This window comes from Chryseobacterium carnipullorum, from assembly GCF_900142785.1.
GTDB lineage: Bacteria > Bacteroidota > Bacteroidia > Flavobacteriales > Weeksellaceae > Chryseobacterium > Chryseobacterium carnipullorum.
On the sequence record NZ_FRCD01000002.1, the window covers coordinates 123,052 to 142,954 of the forward strand.

At 37.6% G+C, this 19,903-nt stretch carries 14 protein-coding genes and 1 tRNA gene; 14 read left to right on the top strand and 1 reads right to left on the bottom strand.

The window, feature by feature from the left end; translation table 11 throughout:
* Nucleotides 1–97 precede the first annotated feature (97 nt).
* The 14 genes from BUC06_RS02745 to BUC06_RS02810 all read left to right on the top strand — a co-directional run bounded on the left by BUC06_RS02745 (nt 98) and on the right by BUC06_RS02810 (nt 19,376).
* Entirely contained in the window at nt 98–574 is a 477-nt protein-coding gene (locus BUC06_RS02745; RefSeq protein ID WP_073329455.1) for a lipocalin-like domain-containing protein, read from the top strand.
* A 193-nt stretch (nt 575–767) separates the two neighbouring features.
* Entirely contained in the window at nt 768–3,581 is a 2,814-nt protein-coding gene (leuS, locus tag BUC06_RS02750; RefSeq protein WP_073329458.1) for a leucine--tRNA ligase, read from the top strand.
* Between the two features lie 241 nt (nt 3,582–3,822).
* Entirely contained in the window at nt 3,823–4,686 is an 864-nt protein-coding gene (locus BUC06_RS02755) for a MotA/TolQ/ExbB proton channel family protein (protein ID WP_073329460.1), read from the top strand.
* Between the two features lie 67 nt (nt 4,687–4,753).
* Nucleotides 4,754–5,356: an ExbD/TolR family protein gene (locus BUC06_RS02760; protein WP_073329462.1), complete on the top strand. Its 603-nt coding sequence runs from the start codon at nt 4,754–4,756 to the stop codon at nt 5,354–5,356.
* A 15-nt stretch (nt 5,357–5,371) separates the two neighbouring features.
* Nucleotides 5,372–5,944: an ExbD/TolR family protein gene (locus tag BUC06_RS02765; protein ID WP_073329465.1), complete on the top strand. Its 573-nt coding sequence runs from the start codon at nt 5,372–5,374 to the stop codon at nt 5,942–5,944.
* Between the two features lie 23 nt (nt 5,945–5,967).
* Nucleotides 5,968–6,807, top strand: coding sequence for an energy transducer TonB (locus BUC06_RS02770; protein ID WP_073329467.1), 840 nt, complete (start codon nt 5,968–5,970; stop codon nt 6,805–6,807).
* A gap of 79 nt (nt 6,808–6,886) precedes the next feature.
* Nucleotides 6,887–7,081, top strand: coding sequence for a DUF308 domain-containing protein (locus BUC06_RS02775; RefSeq protein ID WP_073329470.1), 195 nt, complete (start codon nt 6,887–6,889; stop codon nt 7,079–7,081).
* A complete protein-coding gene (locus tag BUC06_RS02780) occupies nt 7,071–7,943 on the top strand; it encodes a PstS family phosphate ABC transporter substrate-binding protein (protein WP_073329472.1) in 873 nt (290 codons plus the stop codon). The genes BUC06_RS02775 and BUC06_RS02780 overlap by 11 nt, the downstream gene beginning before the upstream one ends.
* A 91-nt stretch (nt 7,944–8,034) precedes the next feature.
* Complete coding sequence (locus BUC06_RS02785) at nt 8,035–9,684, top strand: tetratricopeptide repeat protein (protein ID WP_073329964.1); 1,650 nt, start codon at nt 8,035–8,037, stop codon at nt 9,682–9,684.
* A 167-nt stretch (nt 9,685–9,851) separates the two neighbouring features.
* On the top strand, nt 9,852–10,571 hold the full coding sequence (gene bshB1 / locus BUC06_RS02790) for a bacillithiol biosynthesis deacetylase BshB1 (protein ID WP_073329474.1): 720 nt from the start codon (nt 9,852–9,854) through the stop codon (nt 10,569–10,571).
* 35 nt (nt 10,572–10,606) lie between these two features.
* Nucleotides 10,607–10,682, top strand: a tRNA-His gene (locus BUC06_RS02795).
* Between the two features lie 613 nt (nt 10,683–11,295).
* Nucleotides 11,296–13,533, top strand: a complete 2,238-nt coding sequence (locus tag BUC06_RS02800; RefSeq protein WP_167367396.1) for a T9SS type A sorting domain-containing protein — start codon at nt 11,296–11,298, stop codon at nt 13,531–13,533.
* A gap of 337 nt (nt 13,534–13,870) precedes the next feature.
* The gene (locus BUC06_RS02805) at nt 13,871–14,305 is read left to right on the top strand and encodes a hypothetical protein (protein ID WP_073329479.1); all 435 of its coding nucleotides are present in this window, start codon (nt 13,871–13,873) and stop codon (nt 14,303–14,305) included.
* 25 nt (nt 14,306–14,330) lie between these two features.
* On the top strand, nt 14,331–19,376 hold the full coding sequence (locus BUC06_RS02810; protein WP_073329482.1) for a DUF4132 domain-containing protein: 5,046 nt from the start codon (nt 14,331–14,333) through the stop codon (nt 19,374–19,376).
* Between the two features lie 166 nt (nt 19,377–19,542).
* Here BUC06_RS02810 and BUC06_RS02815 read toward each other — a convergent pair whose 3' ends face one another.
* Entirely contained in the window at nt 19,543–19,878 is a 336-nt protein-coding gene (locus BUC06_RS02815) for a DUF3276 family protein (protein ID WP_034701927.1), read from the bottom strand.
* Between the last annotated feature and the right edge of the window lie 25 nt (nt 19,879–19,903).

Below are 19,903 nucleotides of genomic sequence, written 5' to 3' on the forward strand. Positions count from 1 at the left end.
AAAATTTTCAGAAATAAGGATTATAAAAATAATTTTTCACAAAAAATGGTGTTATAAATCAAAAAAATTATAATTTTAGCCCTTGAAAATTTTATATATGAAGAAATTAGCATTACTATTTGCAGGTTTATCATTATTTGTAGCTACAGGATGTAATGATGATGGCGACAATACGATGGAATATCCTCTGGTTGGAGTTTGGCAACCGCTGAAAGAAGTAGTGACCACCGTAGAAGTAGGAGAAGAACCTGTTTCGGATCTTATTACATACACAGATTGTGAAAAAGAATCAAGATGGAGATTCAATACTGAAGCAAGTGGGAAAAGAACCAGAAATGGAGACATCGGCACAACAACACCTCAGTGTACCATTATTTCAGATCAGAACTTTACGTACACGTACGATAGGAGTGCAAAAACAGTAGTCATAAAATATCAGGGGATCGTAGAACCATCTAATGGGAAAATAGTTACCCTTAATGATACCACTTTGAACCTGTCAATAAGAGAGGAAACTCAGGATCCGACAGTATATAAAACAAGAACGTATACAATGAGAAGAATTCCTCAATAAACATACATTTCATAGACTTAGCATAGATCTCATCTTAGGATGAGATTTTTTTGTTGAAGCGAATTCCTGAATTAATTAAAATTAAAATTTCCATTTCTTTTAAAATCATTATTTTTGTGAATCTTGATTTGGAATTAATGGTCAAAATTAACTCTAATATCTAAAGTCTAACATCTAACATCTATTATAAAAAGTGTTTTACGATCATCAGCAGATAGAAAAAAAGTGGCAGAAGTACTGGGAAGAAAACCAGACCTACAAAACCTCCAATAATACGGACAAACCAAAATTTTATGTTCTCGATATGTTTCCGTATCCATCCGGAGCAGGGCTTCACGTGGGGCACCCGCTGGGATATATTGCATCAGATATTTATGCGAGATATAAAAGACACCAGGGGTTTAATGTCCTTCACCCGGTAGGTTATGACAGCTTCGGGCTTCCTGCTGAACAATATGCGATCCAGACAGGACAGCATCCGGCGATCACTACGGAAGAGAATATCAACAGATATGAAGAGCAGCTAAAGAAAATCGGTTTTTCATTCGACTGGAGCAGAGAACTGAGAACTTCAGATGCATCATATTATAAATGGACACAGTGGATCTTTATCGAGCTGTATCATTCATGGTATAATAAAGATACCAATAAGGCAGAATCCATCGATACCCTGATTCAGCATTTTGCAGAAAAAGGAACGGAAGGATTAAATGCCAATCAAAACGACGAACTCAACTTCACGGCAGAAGAATGGAAAGATTCTTCAGACCTTGATAAAGAAGATATCCTTTTAAACTACCGTCTGGCGTTTAGAGCAGAGACCACTGTAAACTGGTGTCCGGCTTTGGGAACAGTATTGGCGAATGATGAGGTGAAAGACGGAAAATCCGAAAGAGGAGGATTTCCTGTATTCCAAAAGAAAATGATGCAGTGGAGCATGAGAATATCTGCCTACTCTGAAAGATTATTACAAGGACTTCAGACACTGGATTGGCCACAACCACTTAAAGATGCTCAGGAATACTGGATTGGAAAATCCCAGGGAGCGCAGGTTCAGTTTCAGGTAGAAGGTCATGAAGAGATTGTTGAGGTTTTTACAACAAGACCTGACACTATTTTTGGCGCTACATTTATGGTGTTGGCTCCTGAAAATCCTTTGGTGGATACCATTACTACAGAAGCTCAGAAAGCAGAAGTAGATACTTATATAGAAGAAACTTCGAAAAAAACGGAAAGAGACAGGATGTCTGACGTGAAAAACGTGAGCGGTGCTTTTACGGGAAGTTATGCAATCAATCCTTTCAGCGGAGAGAAAATGCCGATCTATATTTCAGATTACGTATTAATGGGTTACGGAACAGGTGCTGTAATGGCTGTTCCTGCACACGATGAACGTGATCATAGGTTTGCAAAGAAATTTAACCTGGATATAAAAAAGGTAGTAGATACCGATGAAGATGTTCAGGAGAAATCTTTCGACTCTAAAGATTCAGTGTGTGTGAACTCTGATTTCTTAAACGGGTTGAATTATAATGAGGCCAAGTCAAAAATAATTTCTGAAATAGAAAATAAAGGAATTGGCCACGGAACAACGAACTACAGACAGCGTGATGCTATTTTCTCCAGACAGCGGTATTGGGGAGAACCGGTTCCTATCTATTATAAACAAGAAATGCCTTATACACTTCCGGTTTCTGCTTTACCGCTGGAACTTCCGGAAGTTGAAAAATATCTTCCTACTGAAGACGGTGATCCGCCATTAGGAAATGCAAAAGAATTTGCATGGGATGAAGCCAATCAGAAAGTTGTGGCTACAGATCTGATTGATAATAAAACAGTATTCCCGTTAGAATTATCTACGATGCCGGGTTGGGCGGGAAGCTCATGGTATTTCCTTAGATATATGGACCCTTCCAATGATGAGGTTTTTACAAATAAAGACTTAAGTGATTATTGGGGGCAGGTAGACTTATACATCGGAGGAAGCGAGCATGCCACCGGGCATTTATTGTATTCCCGTTTCTGGAATATGTTCTTAAAAGACAGAGGATATATTAAGAATAATGAACCTTTCCAGAAACTGATCAATCAGGGAATGATTTTGGGAATGAGTGCTTTTGTATATAGAATTGATGGGACAAACCAGTATGTTTCTAAAAACCTGGCTGGTGATCATCAGACACAGAAAATCCACGTTGACGTATCTTTATTAAAAGGAACATCAGACGAACTGGATACCGAAGCTTTCAAAGCCTGGAGACCAGACTATGCCAATGCGGAATTTATCCTGGAAGACGGAAAATACATCACAGACCGTGAAGTAGAAAAGATGTCCAAGTCTAAATACAACGTTGTAAATCCTGATGATATCTGTGAAGAATACGGAGCAGATGGTTTAAGACTGTATGAAATGTTCCTGGGTCCATTGGAACAATCCAAACCTTGGAATACACAGGGACTAAGTGGAGTCTATGGTTTCCTTAAAAAATTCTGGAATCTTTATTTTAATGGCGATGTTTTTGATGTGTCTGATGAAGAACCTACAAAAGCTGAATACAAAGTTTTACATACCTTAATAAAGAAGGTGGTTTATGATATTGAAAATTTCTCATTCAATACTTCCGTATCTTCATTTATGATTGCTGTCAACGAGCTTCAAAAAATAAAATGCAACAAGCGCAATATTTTAGAGCCTTTAGCCGTTATCATCTCTCCGTATGCGCCCCATATCTGTGAAGAACTTTGGAGTATGCTGGGGAATACAGAATCTGTTGAGTTTGAAAAATTCCCGGTATTGAATGAAGATTACCTTGTAGAAGATGAAATAGAGTATCCTGTTAGCGTAAACGGTAAAATGAAGTTCAAAATTTCACTTTCTGCTCAGCTATCGGCGAAGGAAGTGGAAGATTTGGTGATTTCAGATGAAAAGATGCAACCTATTTTGGAAGGTAAAACACCTAAAAAAATCATCGTGGTGCATCACCGTATTGTGAATATCGTAATTTAAAAAAAACTTAACATTGGCAAATTAAAAAAAATGGGGGTCTTATTTTTTTAAATTTTTAACTTAAATGTTAAAATTGAGAAAAATAAATAAAATAATTAAAAATAATTATTATATCGAAATCGTATTAAAATTTCTTTATCAGAAAAATGCAAAATGTTTATTTAAGACTCTTGCATTTTAATTAATTTTGCCTTTAATTTACACCCTGTAAAATTTTAAAAACAATATAATTTAGTTAAATATGGAAATGAATGTTTCAAAAAATGATGAGCAAGTAGTTGCTAGAAAAGCAGGAGGTTTAAACCCGGCTGTTATTATTCCTATTTTATTCGTTATAGGAGTTTGTATTTATTTATTTGTTCTTGGGAACCCAGGGAACTTTAAAGACGCAGAAAAACTAGGTGGTGGATCTGTAGCTTTCTCTAGTGTTGAAGGAAAAGACATTCACCCGGAATCGTTTTTAGGGATTATCTACAAAGGAGGGGTTATCGTACCAATCTTGATTACTTTCATGATTACTGTAATCGTTTTCTCTTTTGAAAGATATTTCGTACTAGGTAAAGCTGCTGGTAAAGGAAACCTAGACAACTTTGTAGTTCAGGTAAGAAGCTTATTGAACCAAAACAAAGTTGATGAGGCTCTAGAAGAGTGTGACAGACAACAGGGATCTGTAGGTAACGTAGTGAAAGAAGGTCTTACTACTTACAAAGCTCTTTCTCATGACACTACTTTAAATAAGGAGCAAAAAATGGTAGCTCTTAACAAAGCTATCGAAGAGGCTACTACTCTTGAAATGCCAATGTTAGAAAAGAACATGATGATTCTTTCTACTTTAGGTACTGTTGCAACTTTGATCGCACTTTTAGGAACTGTAATCGGGATGATTAAAGCATTCTTTGCATTAGGTTCAGGTGGTGGTACTCCAGATGCTGCTGCACTTTCTACTGGTATCTCCGAAGCATTGATCAACACGGCTTTAGGTATTGGTACTTCAGCAATTGCGATTATCCTTTATAACTTCTTTACCTCTAAAATTGACGGATTAACTTATAAGATCGACGAGATCGCTATGAGCATCCAGCAGTCTTTCGCTGAATTCAACTAAGAATTGAATTTGTAGCAAGGAATTTGCATTCCAATAAAAGAAGTTTAATTAAAAATAATTCAAAACAATGGCGAGAGTCAAACCAAAAAGACATGGAGTAGTGACGGATATGACGGCAATGTGTGACGTTGCATTCCTACTACTTACATTCTTTATATTGACCACTCAGTTTAAAAAACCTGACGTGGAGCAGATTAAACCGCCATCTTCAATATCAGAGAAGTTACTTCCTGATGCAAGTTTGATGACCATCAACGCTACTCCGGACGGGAAATTTTATTTCCAGCCGGTGGAGAATGCATCAGAGAGATTACAGCTTTTAGAAAAAATGGGTCAAAAGTATAATATGACTTTCGACAACAAGCAAAAAGCTGCATTTCAAAAAGTACAAGCAATTGGGGTTCCTATGAACCAACTGAAAGGCTATCTCGATTTGTCAGATGAGGAGCAGAAAAGCTTTAAGAGTCCTACCGGGATTCCTATGGATAGTACAAATAAGCAGTTAGTTGACTGGGTACAACAAAGTTTGAGCGTAAATCCTGATTACAAATTAGCAATCAAGGGAGACGTTACTACTGAGTATCCTAAAGTTAAAAGCCTATTTGAAGGTTTAAGAGATATTGATTTTCTTAAATTCTGGTTGATTACATCACAAGAAGGTAAACCATAATAATATCATTTAGAAATGGCAGAAGTACAAGTACAGGAAAAAGGCGGCAAAGGCGGCAAGGTACGTTCCAAGAAGCAGAATACCAGAGTAGATATGACTCCAATGGTGGACTTGGGTTTTCTATTGATTACCTTCTTTATGTTCACAACCACATTTAGCAAACCGAATGTAATGGATTTAGGTCTTCCGGCAAAACCAAAAGAGGATCAGCCGAAACCACCTCCAACAGAAATTAAACTTTCTAACTCAATTTCTTTATTATTAGGGAAAGACAATAAGATTTTCTGGCATCAACAGGATCCTACATCTTTAACTGATCAGAATCTTAATGAGACGACTTACGATAGAGAGGGAATTAGAAAAATAATTGAGAAAGCAAAAGCAGGCGCAGCAGATCAAACAAAATTTACTGTTATTATCAAGCCGACTGACGATGCTGTATATAAGAACTTTGTAGATATTCTTGACGAAATGGCCATTACCAAAAGCGAGCAGTACGGGGTAACCGATGTGAAGCCTTGGGAGAAAGCTATCTATGATAGAAAAGTTGGGAATAATGGAGCTGCGGCTGCACCAGCTACAAAGTAATTTAACCATAAAATTGTATATCTATGGCAGATGAAAATGTATACAATCAGAATCTTACTTTAGATGAGATTGTATTTGAAAATAGAAACAAGGAATATGGTGCCTATGATCTGAGACATCAGTATCCTAGACTTCTGACAAAATCTTTTATTGTTGGAACGGCATTATTCCTGGTTGCGGCTTTGTCTCCTTTTATTTATCTTACCATTAAGAGACTTACTGAACCGCCTAAGCAAGAAGTAAAGGCAGATTTGGTAAACATTATTGAAGAAGACCCGATCATTGAGCAACCAAAAGAAGAAGAACCACCTCCACCACCTCCTCCAAAAGAAGAGGAAAAAATCGAGGTGATTCAGAACGTAGTTCCTGAGCCTGTAAAAGCTCCGAAGATTGAAACACCACCGCCACCAATTTCTAAGCAGTTAGAAACGACGACTGGTTTAAATAATCAGGAAGGGGTTAAAGCTCCGGCTTATACACCACCGCCACCACCGCCATCTACTGGTAACAAAGCCAGTACTGCGGAAGTAAAAACAAATAACCCTAATGAGATCTACAAAGATGTAGACCAGTCTGCAGAATATCCTGGAGGAATGGCTTCATTAAGAAAGTTCCTTGGGGAGAATTTTGATACTTCTCTAATGGAAGGAGGTGAAGGTACCCTTAAGGCAAAACTTAAGTTCGTAGTAGAAAGAGACGGAACCGTTTCTGGAGTTACTATTGAAGAGAAATCTCCAAATGGCGACTTCAACAGTGAAGCTGTTCGTGTAGTTAAGAAACTTAAAAAATGGACTCCTGCGAAAAGAAACGGGGAGAGCGTTAGATCTTACTATAGCGTACCGTTTACCATGAACTTTGAATAAGACTTATTTATTCAAATTATAAATAAAAAGAGAAGCATATGCTTCTCTTTTTTATTTTTTTTGGTATTTTTGTTATATGATGTTCAATTGGTTATCCTTAGTTACCGGATTATTTTATATCGTCTTGGGAATTGTAGTTATTGTCTACAAATTTTTCTTTACGATTTTAGAGCCTGCCATAGCTTACGCAATGGGTGCAGTGCTTATTCTTTATGGAGTGTTTAGAATCTATAGAGCAGTTTCAAGAATTAAAGATTCAGGAAATGAGAAATAGTTTAAAAATTGCGTTGCTTTCTGTGATGAGCATCGCTGCTGTAAGCTGCAAAAAAGAAGATCAATCTCCATCCTATCACAAAGGAGATCTTACCATACTTACCGACGAATCTTTTAAAAGCGTTACCGAAGCATTGGCAGAAGGATATATGATCAACTATCCTGAAACGCACATCAAAATCGAAACAAAGAAAGAAGATTTAGGTTTTCTTGATTTGCTGAATGATAAAGCAAGAATAGCCGTCATGTCCAGAGACCTTACTCCTGAAGAGAAGAAAGCGTATGAAGAACAGGTTGATCTGAAGTTTCTTCCTGCTAAATTCGCTGCAGATGCGGTAGTATTTGTTGTTCCAAAAGATTCTCCAAAACAGAGTATCTCTATGGATGAAATCAGGAGCGGACTTGAATCTGATGCCAAGAATTTTATTTTTGACGGAACCAATTCAAGTAATCTGAATTTCGTTGCCCAAAAGCTAAAGAAGCAACCCAAAGACCTTAAATTTTCTATCATTCCGGGAAACCAGAATATTATTGAAGAATTGGAGAAACATACTGATAAAATTGGAGTTATCGGCTTGAACACGTTCAGTCGTCCTTACGATAAAACGTCCGAAAAGCTTAGAGGAATGGTAAAAGTACTTCCGGTAGAAAATAATGGAAAACTTTATACGGTGGATAATGCCAGCCTTCGTGAAATGACTTATCCTTTTACCCGCGTTCTGTATTTTTTAACCAATGAAGGAAACTTCAATATTGCTAATGGATTCATCAGATATTCATGTACACAGCTGGGACAAATGATCGTGGAGAAAGAAGGTTTACAGCCCTATAATATATATAAAAGAGAGGTACAAATGCGTTAAAAAGTATTAAAATAATGTTTTGCCTCTTGTAAAAACATTGTTTTGGTCTAAAAATTGTGGAGCATATAACTCTAATAAAGAAAAATATAAAATGAAAGATATAATGATTATGAATGTAAAGAAAATTGCTTTAGGAGCAGCCGTGGTATTTTTTGCCGGTTTAGCCTCTGCACAGACGTTGCAGGATGGTATTAACAGTATTGATAGTGATAAGTATGCACAGGCTAAAATCAATTTTACGGAAATGGTTGCCAAAGCACCTACAGCAGAAAATTACTTCTATTTAGGAAATACTTACCTTAAACAGGGCGAGCCTGACTATGCTAAAGCAATAGAGAGCTTTAACAAAGGTTTAGCTGTTGATAGCAAAAGCTACCTTAACAAAATCGGTTTGGCTACTGTAAAACTAGGTAAAGGCGATAAAAGCGCAGTTGCTGAGATTCAGAAAATTGTTACTGATTCCAGAGAAAAGGATGCTGAAGTATTGTTCAGAGCAGCTGAGGCTTTAACATTATTCGAGAAAAACAATGCTCCTGATGCAGCCATTCAATTCCTGACAAAAGCTATTGAGAAAGCTGAGAAGAAAGGAGTTCCTGCTCATTATTATTATACTCTTGGAGATGCTTATAGAATCAAAAGAGCACCGGGGGAAGCAATGTCTGCTTATGACAAAGCATTACCTTTAGCTAAAAACAGAGCATCTGTTTATACAAGAATGGCTACTTTGTGGATGGCCGCACAGCAATGGCAGCAAGCTAAACAAAGCCTTGATAAAGCGATAGGTGTAGATGCAACTTATGCACCTGCTTATAAAGCTTTGGCTTCTTACGATATCAGATACCAGGAGAATGCAAAAGCAACACAAGACCTTATCAACTATACCAAATATGCTGATGAGGATCCGTATACACAGTTAGAAATTTCTAAATTATATTTCACGAACGAAGATTATGCAAATTCTAAAATTGTATTAGACAAGATCTTTGATAAAATTGATGACCCTATCAAGTTTAAACTGAGAGCTTATCAGTCTTATGCTGACGGAAATTATGCTGATGCAAAACAGAATATGGATACTTTCATATCTCAGGCTGAGAAAACAAGATTACAGCCAGCAGATCAAGGGCTTCAGGGACTTATTGCAGCCGGATTGGCAAAAACTGAAACGGATGCAGCTAAGAAATCAGCTTTAATGACCGAGTCTCAGCAGAAAATTGCAATTGCTAAAGCGGCGAAGGATGAGACAATGAAGTGGGATATAGAACTTGCTAATATCGCAGGAGGAGGTGCTTCTCAGGCTGAAGCGGAAAAAGGACCAACTACTCCGGAAATTGAGGCATTGAAAAAGAAAGTAGCAGCTAATAAGGAGGATTCTGATGCTTTGTTTAAATTAGCTACCGCTTACCAGGATGCTAAAAACTGGAATGGGGCAGTACTGACTTGGCAGAAAATGAGTGCTCTTCTACCGGATTGGGCACCAGCTTACTACAGTCAGGGGTATTCTTACCAACAGGCAGGAAATAATGATGCTGCAAAATTAGCCTACGAGAAATTTATCAGCACGGTAAAACCTGCAGATAAAGAAGCTAACAAGCAGACTTTAGCTTATGCTTACTTTGCAGTAGCTTATATGAATAAAGATTCTGATGCTGCAAAAGCTAAGGATTATGTTGCTAAATCTTTACAGCTTGATCCTACTTACCAGGATGCTGTAAAATTAAATGCAGAAATCAATAAGTAATTTAAAATTTAAATTATAGATATTAAAACTTCCCATTCTCAATGTTTGGGAAGTTTTTATTTTAAGTCTTATCTTTGAAAATATGAAATGCCCGGGGTTAAAAATTCGAAGATCGTAGAAAAATTATTGGGCGTTTCATCTTACCAATTAAAAAATAGAAAGAATTGATGAAAACAGATATACTTGCTTTCGGAGCACATCCTGATGATGTAGAGCTGGGATGTGGCGGAACAATAGCTAAAATGATTTCGGAAGGTAAAACATGTGCTATTGTTGACCTTACCAAAGGAGAGCTGGGAACCAGAGGAACAGATGAAACAAGAAGAGTAGAAGCCGGTGAATCTGCAAAAATTCTCGGAGTTTCGGCAAGAGAAAATTTGGGAATGAAAGATGGGTTTTTGGTCAATTCTGAAGAATATCAGATGGAGATTGTAAAAATGATCCGTAAATACCGCCCGGAAATCGTCTTAGCCAATGCGATTGATGACAGACATCCGGATCATGCAAAAGGAGCGAAATTAGTGTCTGATGCATGCTTCCTGGCCGGACTAAGAAAAATTGAAACGGTAGTAAATGGCGAAAATCAGGAAGTATGGAGACCCAAGCACATTTTTCATTATATCCAGTGGAAAGATATCAAACCTGAATTTGTGATTGACATTTCCGATCATTTAGACAAGAAGATTGAAGCGTGCATGGCCTTCAAAACACAGTTTTACGATCCAACATCCAATGAACCGGTTACTCCAATTGCAACGAAAGACTTTTTAGAAAGCTTAACCTATCGTGCTCAGGATTTAGGAAGATTATCGGGAGTGACTTATGCTGAGGGATTTACGTCTGAGAAGCTTATTGCGATGAAAAATTTTGATGGAATTGTTTGGTAATTAAAAAATCTTTCCTATATTTGCACTCACAAAACGGTGATTGTAGCTCAGTTGGTTAGAGCGTCGGATTGTGGTTCCGAAGGTCGGGGGTTCGAGACCCCTCATTCACCCAAGAAAAGTACACTTTTTAAAGTGTACTTTTTTTTATTTCTATAGCATTGATCAATGCCAAAAGCCAAATTAATAAACACTATTTGGTGTGTAAATTCTCACTGACTATTTGATACTCCATAAGAAAAGTATATTTTTGCAGTTCACAACATAAAAAATCTTCATGATGATATATGTTGCTGCAAAAACTATAAACTCAATTTAAAGACCATTAAACCATGAAAATGAGAAAAACTATTCTGAATTTATTCTGTTAATTCAACGATACTGATTGTTTCCCGAAACTCAGAACCAAAGTAAATCCTCAAAATTTCTTTAACAATGCAATGGGGGTAATCAACACACTTTATTAGATTATTTTTCGTAACGAGAGATGATTCTTTATTCATACTGGAGAAACTTTGAATCTTCTATTGGTAATGATTCAGTATTATTTAATCAACCCGATACCTTTTAAAATCATAGGTCGTTTTTTTATGAATTGATTTGATTTTGAAAATTTTTCATTTCAGATGGAGATCAGAAACCATTCAAACGGAGCGGAACCGAAAAGCTAAACGAGTAGGGAAACATTATAAAACTAAACATGAAGAAATTTATTTTATTAAAAATCATGAAAAAACTCTACTTTTTATTCTTAATTCTCAGCTCAATTTCCGGATTTGCACAAACGTACAGTTATACAAAATACAATACTTCGAATTCAGAAATAGGGAGCAATTATATTGCTGATATTAAAGCTGATGCTAATGGATTGTTATGGCTTGCAACCTATACTGGAGTTTCAACTTTTAACGGAACTACTTTTACCAATTACAATACTTCCAATTCCGGTATTGCATCCAATTCAATTATTAAAATTCAAATTGATGGCTTGGGCAGAAAATGGATTGCATCGCAACTTAATGGAATTATTATGTATAACGGAACGACATGGACTAATTATACAACTTCCAATTCAGGTTTACCGACTAATGCAATCAATGATATAGCTATTGACGGACAAAATAACCTTTGGATTGCTACAGACTCAGGTCTTACAAAATTCAATGGTACAACGTGGTCTAATTATTCCTCTGTACCGAATCTGAATTCTGTGGCAACAGATAGTAATAATGGAGTATGGGTTACCAATGGTGGTGTATTGTATAAATTTAATGGAACTGATTTTAATTTTATAGCCCAGGGAACTCAAAAAATATTGAAAATTGCCAACAATACGGTCTATGTAAAAGGTTCTGATAGTTTAATTACATTAACGACGAGCGGAACTAACCTCACATTTACTTATCAAAGCACGTCTTGTCTTACAGGATACAATCTTAGCGCCTTGGATGTTGATAATAACAGTAAAGTATGGATTGGATTTAATGGATCAGGTTTACAAAACTTTACGGATTGCGCAACTTACACCGCAACAAATACAAATTTCGGTTTGCCCGATGACTATTTCAGTGCAGTCAGTACACAATCTTCAGGGACTATCTGGCTGGGAACGTTACAGCTTGGTTTGGTGAAAATGTCGCCAAGCACTGTTCAGGCAGGCTGTTTTCAAAAAATCAATGCAGGTAGTTTGCATAGTATAGCTATAAAAACAGACGGAACATTATGGACCTGGGGGAATAATTATTCAGGAGAATTAGGAAATGGTACCACCACTAATGCATTAACCCCAAAACAGATAGGAACTGGTAATAACTGGAAAGAAATTGCTGGCGGAAGCAGCCATACAATTGCCCAAAAAACAGACGGAACGCTTTGGGCCTGGGGAGCAAATTCAGGTCAATTGGGTAATGGAACAAATACACAACAACACACACCGGTACAAGTGGGAACTGCTACTGACTGGAAAACTTTTGACAGCGGAATGTATCATACGGTAGCTATAAAAAATAACGGAACCCTATGGGCCTGGGGACTCAATCCTTACGGACAGTTAGGTACTGGAAACACGACGACTAGTTTAGTGCCGATTCAAATAGGAACTGCCACTAATTGGTTAGCTGTTCAATGCGGACAGGATTTTACTATTGCATTAAAAACAGACGGAACCCTTTGGGCCTGGGGTAGCAATACTTATGGAACGATCGGTGATGCTACCAATACCAATAGGTTGGTACCTACTCAAGTTGGTACCGCCAACAACTGGAAAAGTCTTGGTGTTGGAACGCTCCATGTCGCAGCACTGAAAACAGATGGAACCCTTTGGGCCTGGGGATATAATGCTAATGGACAACTGGGAGATGGAACAACGGCTAATAAAAATGTTCCAACACAAATCGGAACAGCCACCAACTGGCAGACCGTTGCTCCAGGAGGAAATCATACCCTTGCCATAAAATCTAACGGAACACTGTGGACCTGGGGAAGAAATCAATATGGCCAATTAGGAAACGGACTTACGACCAACAGTAGCGTTCCTGTACAATTAGGAAATCTTACGAACTGGAAAGCTATTGCTGCTGGAATATCACATACTTTTGCCTTAAAGAACGATGGAACTGTCAGCACATGGGGGCTAAACCTGTATGGTCAATTAGGGGACGGTTCTACTGTTGATAAAAATGTTCCAACAGGTATTGCTTGCCCAACTTTAGGTGTTGATGACTTTACAATGTTAAAGAATTCTCTAAAAGCATATCCGAACCCGGTTAATGACAAGCTCATTATTTCTTTCGATCAGAAAATATCTCTGGTATTGGTTTATAATCTACTAGGTCAGGAAGTGTTGAGTAAAACAATCAATGCTAATGAAGGTGCATTAGATTTTTCCGGCTTAGCATCAGGAGTTTATATGGTTAAAGTCATTTCAAATGATGATAGTAAGACATTGAAAGTCATTAAAAAATAAAAGATATCAAAAATTAAATCATTGAATTTCAGAGTCATGCAGTCTGAGGTTTAACTATAATTCATAAAGAAAGAGGCCGTATCACAATTAGTGAAAACGGCCTTTTTTATGGTTTCCCCCACATCTTTCTATACAAGTATGATTCATCGAATCAATCAAAAATTGATTTTCATCTTTGTCTTTTTTTTAAATATGCGGTGTTACAATAGAACTTTACTTTAAAAAGAACATGCTGTTTTTTGCGTAATTTTTATGACTTATTTCATCACCACTTCTTGAATTTTTAAAACAGTCTCCGTTAAAAATTTCCCTATATTTATTGATATCAACTTCACCAATGGAAATTAAGGTTACAGTAAAGCAGCTAGGCAGAAAGCATCCCATTCTTTCAGAGCAAAAACTAGACATTGCCTGCAATGATCCGAAAATCTCTTTAAAACACTTATTACAATTAATTGTGCAGCAACAAGTGGAGACATTCAACTCCAAATCATTTGAGCTGGAAGATGAAGATTATGCTAAAATTCCTTCGGAAAACTATCTTAATATTCTTACAGACACAGGTAAAATAGGGTTCGGAAGTATTTATAATGAGAAGAAAGCCAATCTTCAGAAAGCACAGGAGAATGCAATACAAGCTTTCGAAGACGGCATGTTTGCGGTATTTTATAATGATGAGCAGCTGGAAAACCTTTCTGAAACAATAGACCTCAGTCTGAAGCATTCATTTGCTTTCATCAGACTTACATTTCTTGCAGGAAGTTATTGGTAATTACGAACACTGAATCTCAAAATACATGGAAATTATAGAAAAATTAGAATCGAAAAAGACCGTCAATCATTATCGGAATTTTAGGAAAGAATTAAAAGAGCAAACAGAAAAAGGCTTGTTGTCACAAATCTTTTCAAAACCTCAACTTAAGAAAGAGGTAGCGGAGCTGGGAATATTAATAGTGGGTAAGACCAACTATTTTGAGGATGTAAGCCTGGGTTCCGAACGCATGGAAAACATCAAAAAATATATCAAACCCAATATGTGGGATGATAAAGACTATTATCAACTTCTGGTTTATTTTTTTGGCCCTAATGCAGACCTGGTAAAGCATGCCTTGAATACAATGCCTTATAAAATGTATCAGACAGGCTACTACAGACGTTCTTTCCGAGCTCCGCATAATGAAAACTACATCCTTCTCAACCAGATTAATCTAATTGGAGGGCTGTTGCAGCTGCCAAGTAGCTACTCTTACACCAATGGAGGAGAACAGTTTTATGACCTTACACTGGAAGAGCAGATTATCTATGACAGTAACATATCAAACAGTTCAAACCAGTTTTATATTTGGTCAGCAGCTATTGATACAGGAAATGCCGGTATTTACCCACTGATTGAAGATATCATTTTCAATAAACATCCAGAAGGAAAAGTATCCCGGAACATTATAAAAGCACTCCTCAACAGTGAACAGCAGCATTGTTGGGAACTGGTGGAAAAACTCCTGCTGGCAGCTCAGCGACAGGAAGGCCTGAGACAGACGGTACTGGAAGCTTTGGATGAAACGAGTATCGGCGCTTTGGAATATATGACGAATGTGATTGCAGAGCATCAACTGACTCGTTTTTCATCGGTTGTCCGTTCCATAGATACCTGGACAGGCCTAGGCTGGGATACCGAAAAAGAATCAGTCGTAAGAACTATTGTATCGCTGGCCCATACCTATTTTAATAATCCGGACCAGATTCCTGATGCTATAAAAAGCAGTAATAATAATGAAGTGTATATGGCCCTTTGGGTACAGTCGGTATGGGATGTAGAAAAAGCTGTTCCCTATCTGCATCAGCTGTACGATAAAGGGAGCATAGAAAAGAAATGTCTTGCGATAAAGTTTGCCGGTGAAACCCAGGATCCTTACATTCAAATGCCTCTGTATTATAAAGCAGTGCTGGAAGGTGATTTACAGGTGCTGGCGTTTGCAGGAGAACCTTTATCAACATTATTAAGTACTAATGTAACTTCAAAATTCTTTATCAATAATGGAGATTACCCTGATTTCTTTGAAAAACTTCATGAACTTACCCAAAAGATAGCGCTTAAAGAAAAGAAATTCGAAGGTAAAATATTCTCATGGCTCAATGCGACTTTCAGTAAAAGCAATTTCTACGCTTCTATGTTTTATCTGGTGGGTGAGGATACAGAAAAGATGAATCTTGTCCTTTCTTATTTCGATCAGTTTGACCTTTCATTGCGCGAGCAGATTTCACGATCTGTCTTAGGGGATTTCTACTGTTATTCTTACTCCTATAACTTCGGAAAAAAGAAAAAGACTGTTACTCCCTTTCAAAAAGAATTTGCCTTTAAAATAATCAAAGACAGGGGAGAATCTTTGATAGCCTCAGGAATTAATGTGTTGCAGCAGAATCCTTTACATCAGGAGGAAGTAATGGCTTTCTTTGATATGTTTAAAAGAAAAGGAGGTGCGCTTCGAAAGAAACTGATCGAGCTGGTGATCCAGCAGGAAGATGGAGTAGTGGTTCCATTAGTGGATGAACTAATGGGTAAAGGCGATATTGAGCAGCGAACGGCTTCATTAGACATCATGCTACAGCTTCAGAAAGATAAGCGAATATCTGCTCAAATAGGAAAATGGACTGCACAATATGCTGAAAAATCCAAAGTTTCAGAGAGAGAACAGAGTTTGCTTGATCAGCTTAATCCTTCTGATGATAAAAAGGTACTTTCAGCAGAAAATGGATTTGGATTCTACGATCCTTCAGTAGTATCAAAATTTGAACTGCCCGAAGTCAAAGAAAGTTCTTTATATGCAAAGGCGACCAAAAAGGATCCCTATGGTTTCACACAATCTATAAATCATATTAAAGAAGAATTAAGAAAGCTCAATGATTTATTCCTGAAAAACAAAGACTATGAATACGAGGCAGACGACTGGAATGGCTCTAAAATAACCGTATTGATGGGAAATACTTTCCGACACATCATAAATAATACGGAAAATTTCACCTCTGAACAGGTCGCTGAAAACTATCCTTTGCATGAAATATGGGCACAATGGTATAAAGAGTCGGGGCTTCAGCCACGTGATTTATTCCTGCTGACTTTCGCTGAAAACTGCGACCGTAAAAAGTTCAGAGATTTCCTTGACAATTATGTATTCTATCATAAAGATATTATCCCTAATCCTCTGAAAACCGACTATTACTGGGATAATCCTGTTAAAAGAATTCTGGAAATTTTACAATATAAGTTCGTATTTGAGGAGAAAACAGATTTCCTGATCGATGCCTGCAGTACGCTGTTTGCTCACCTTCCGGACGAGGTGATCAACTACAAGACAAAGGAAAGAGAGTATTATTATGGCGGAGGAACCGGTTGGCAGCAGACCGGCTTTTTCAATGTGTTTTTACAGGCAGTTCCATTTAAAGATCTTACCGATGAACAATATATTAAACAGTGGAATCTTTACCGCTGGATGCAATTTAATGGTCTGGAAGAAAATAAAAAATATTCTGTTCCGAATTTCTACTTATTCTGCAAAGCATATGAACTTAATGTTATTACAAAAGATGAACTCTATGAGGGGATTTTTACCGCAGAATCCGTGATAAGGGATCTTACAAGAGCTAAGAATTATACTACCTACCATCAGCAGGAAAGATATGTGGATACATTTCCTTTTCTGAAACCAATCATAGAAGAAATTCAAAATACATTCCTGGATGTGGAGCTCATTCGGGGGGACGCCAATACTGCCGTTTCTCAATTTGTGCAGGAGTTTCAGACCCTGTTCGGAGCCCATCGTCTTGTACAGCTGTTGAAAGGACTCGGGAAATCAGGATTGTATGCCAATTATATTTACAGCTATGGCGACGAAAGCATGACCAAGCAGAAGCTGTTCTCTTATCTGATCAAAAATTCTTATCCTTTGGAAAGGGATACTCAGGAATCATTCAATGAAATGATGAAGAAAGAGAAGATGGCAGAACTTCGCCTGATACAGGCTGCGATCTATGCGCCGCAATGGCAGAAGCTGATCAGTACGTATTTAGGCTGGAAAGGTCTGGATTCAGCGATCTGGTGGATGCATGCCCATACCAAAACCAGTGCGTATCAGGCTCAGAATTCAGAACTCGAAAGTGAAGTAGCCAAATACTCATCCGTAGACGTACAGGAATTTCAGGATGGGGCAGTCGATAAGAATTGGTTCATAAAAGCGTATAAAGAACTGGGTAAAGCCCGTTGGGAAATGCTGTATGAATCGGCTAAATATATCTCCGATGGAAACGGACATCGCCGGGCACGACTTTACTCCGATACGCTTACAGGCGATTTAAAAATAAAAGAGGTCACCGCAAAAGTAAAAGACAAGCGAGATCAGGATTATCTTCGCGTGTATGGACTTGTGCCGCTGAGTAAAGCCAATCCGGAGAAAGATGTGTTGAGCCGGTATGAATATATTCAACAATTTAAAAAGGAAAGTAAGGAGTTTGGTTCTATGAAACAGGCGAGTGAAGCTCTGGCGATTCGTGTTGCCCTGGAAAATCTTGCCCGGAACGCAGGGTATCCGGATCCGATAAGACTAACGTGGGCTATGGAAACGAAGCAGATTCAGACCATTCTGTCAAAAGAAACACAGGTGACTATTGATGGAGTCACCGTAGGTTTAATTATAGAAACGGATGGAAAAGCTGAAATCGTAGTATTCAGAGATGATAAGCAGCTCAAATCTATTCCGCCAAAAATCAAAAAGGACAAAGCCATTGTAGAATTAGGAAACTATCGTAAAATAATGCGTGAACAGTGGACCCGTTCCCGAAAAGGACTGGAAGAAGCTATGATCAGAGGGGACGAGTTTCTTTTTGCAGAAATTAAAAACCTTTTCGAACACCCTGTTATAGTAAAACACCTCGAAAAGCTGGTATTTATTTCCAGCGATAACAAAATAGGATTCTATCATGAAGGCAATCTGGTTGATGCTCATGGGGAAATTCATGAAGTAAGTAAAACCGATACTTTACGCATTGCTCATTGTGTAGATTTGCATCAGCATTCCGTTTGGAGTGATTATCAACACTATTGTTTTACGGAAAAACTCATTCAGCCATTCAAACAGATATTCAGGGAATTGTATGTGCCGACCCCTGATGAACTGAAGGAGAAATCTGTATCACGCCGTTATGCGGGACATCAGGTTCAGCCGAAACAGACCTTAGCTTTGCTTAAAACAAGAGGCTGGAAAGTAGATTATGAGGAAGGTTTACAAAAAGTATATCATAAAGAAGGCTTCCAGGTAAAAATGTATGCTGCAGCCAATTGGTTTTCTCCTGCTGAAGTAGAACATCCAACGTTGGAAACCATAGAATTTCATTCATTAAAAGACTACAGGAACATTCCTTTTGAAGACATCAATCCAAGATTATTTTCAGAAGTAATGCGTGATATAGATCTGGTGGTATCAGTAGCTCACGTGGGAGGAGTAGATCCGGAGGCCAGTCATTCTTCTATAGAAATGAGAGCGGTACTGATGAAAGAAACGGCCCGTTTATTTAAACTGGATAATGTAAGCATTGAAGGTTCACATGTATTGGTGAAAGGTACAATGGCCGCATACAGTGTGCATTTAGGCAGTGCGGTAGTCCATCAGGTTCCGGGAAAATATCTTTCGATTCTTCCGGTTCATTCCCAGCACAGAGGAAGATTGTTTCTGCCTTTTGCAGATGATGATCCGAAATCTGCTGAAGTGATGTCTAAAGTACTATTATTGGCTAAAGACCATGAAATACAGGATCCCACCATACTTTCGCAGATCAAAAGAGAGTTTGTGTAACCTGTAGTAAAGATTACAGAAAGAGTATGCCTTTTGGTATACTCTTTTTTGTGATGATCTATATTTGTTAGACATGTCACATTATTAATAATATATTGTACTTTGAGAGAAAATGGCATAAAAAAAGCATCTTTTTCAGATGCTTGTGTTTTTAGATATTCTTTTTTTATACTTCGTCGTCAGAATCAATAGTGAATGATTTGCTTTTGAAGTCCTTGTCGTGTTTTTCTGATATTACATCCTCCCCCTTCTCATTAATGATGAAATCTGTGGATTCATTGAACATCTCCTGAAAACTTTTAAAATCCTCTTTGTAAAGATAAATTTTGTGCTTCTCGAATGTAGCTTCCCCATTCTCCCCGAAGTTCTTTTTACTTTCGGTAATCGTAAGATAATAATCTCCTGCTTTCGTCTCGCGCACATCAAAGAAATAAGTTCTTCTCCCCGCTTTTAACACCTTCGTGAAAATTTCATTTTCATGGCGTTCCTTGTATTCACTCATTGTTAGATATTTTTTAATCTTGTTA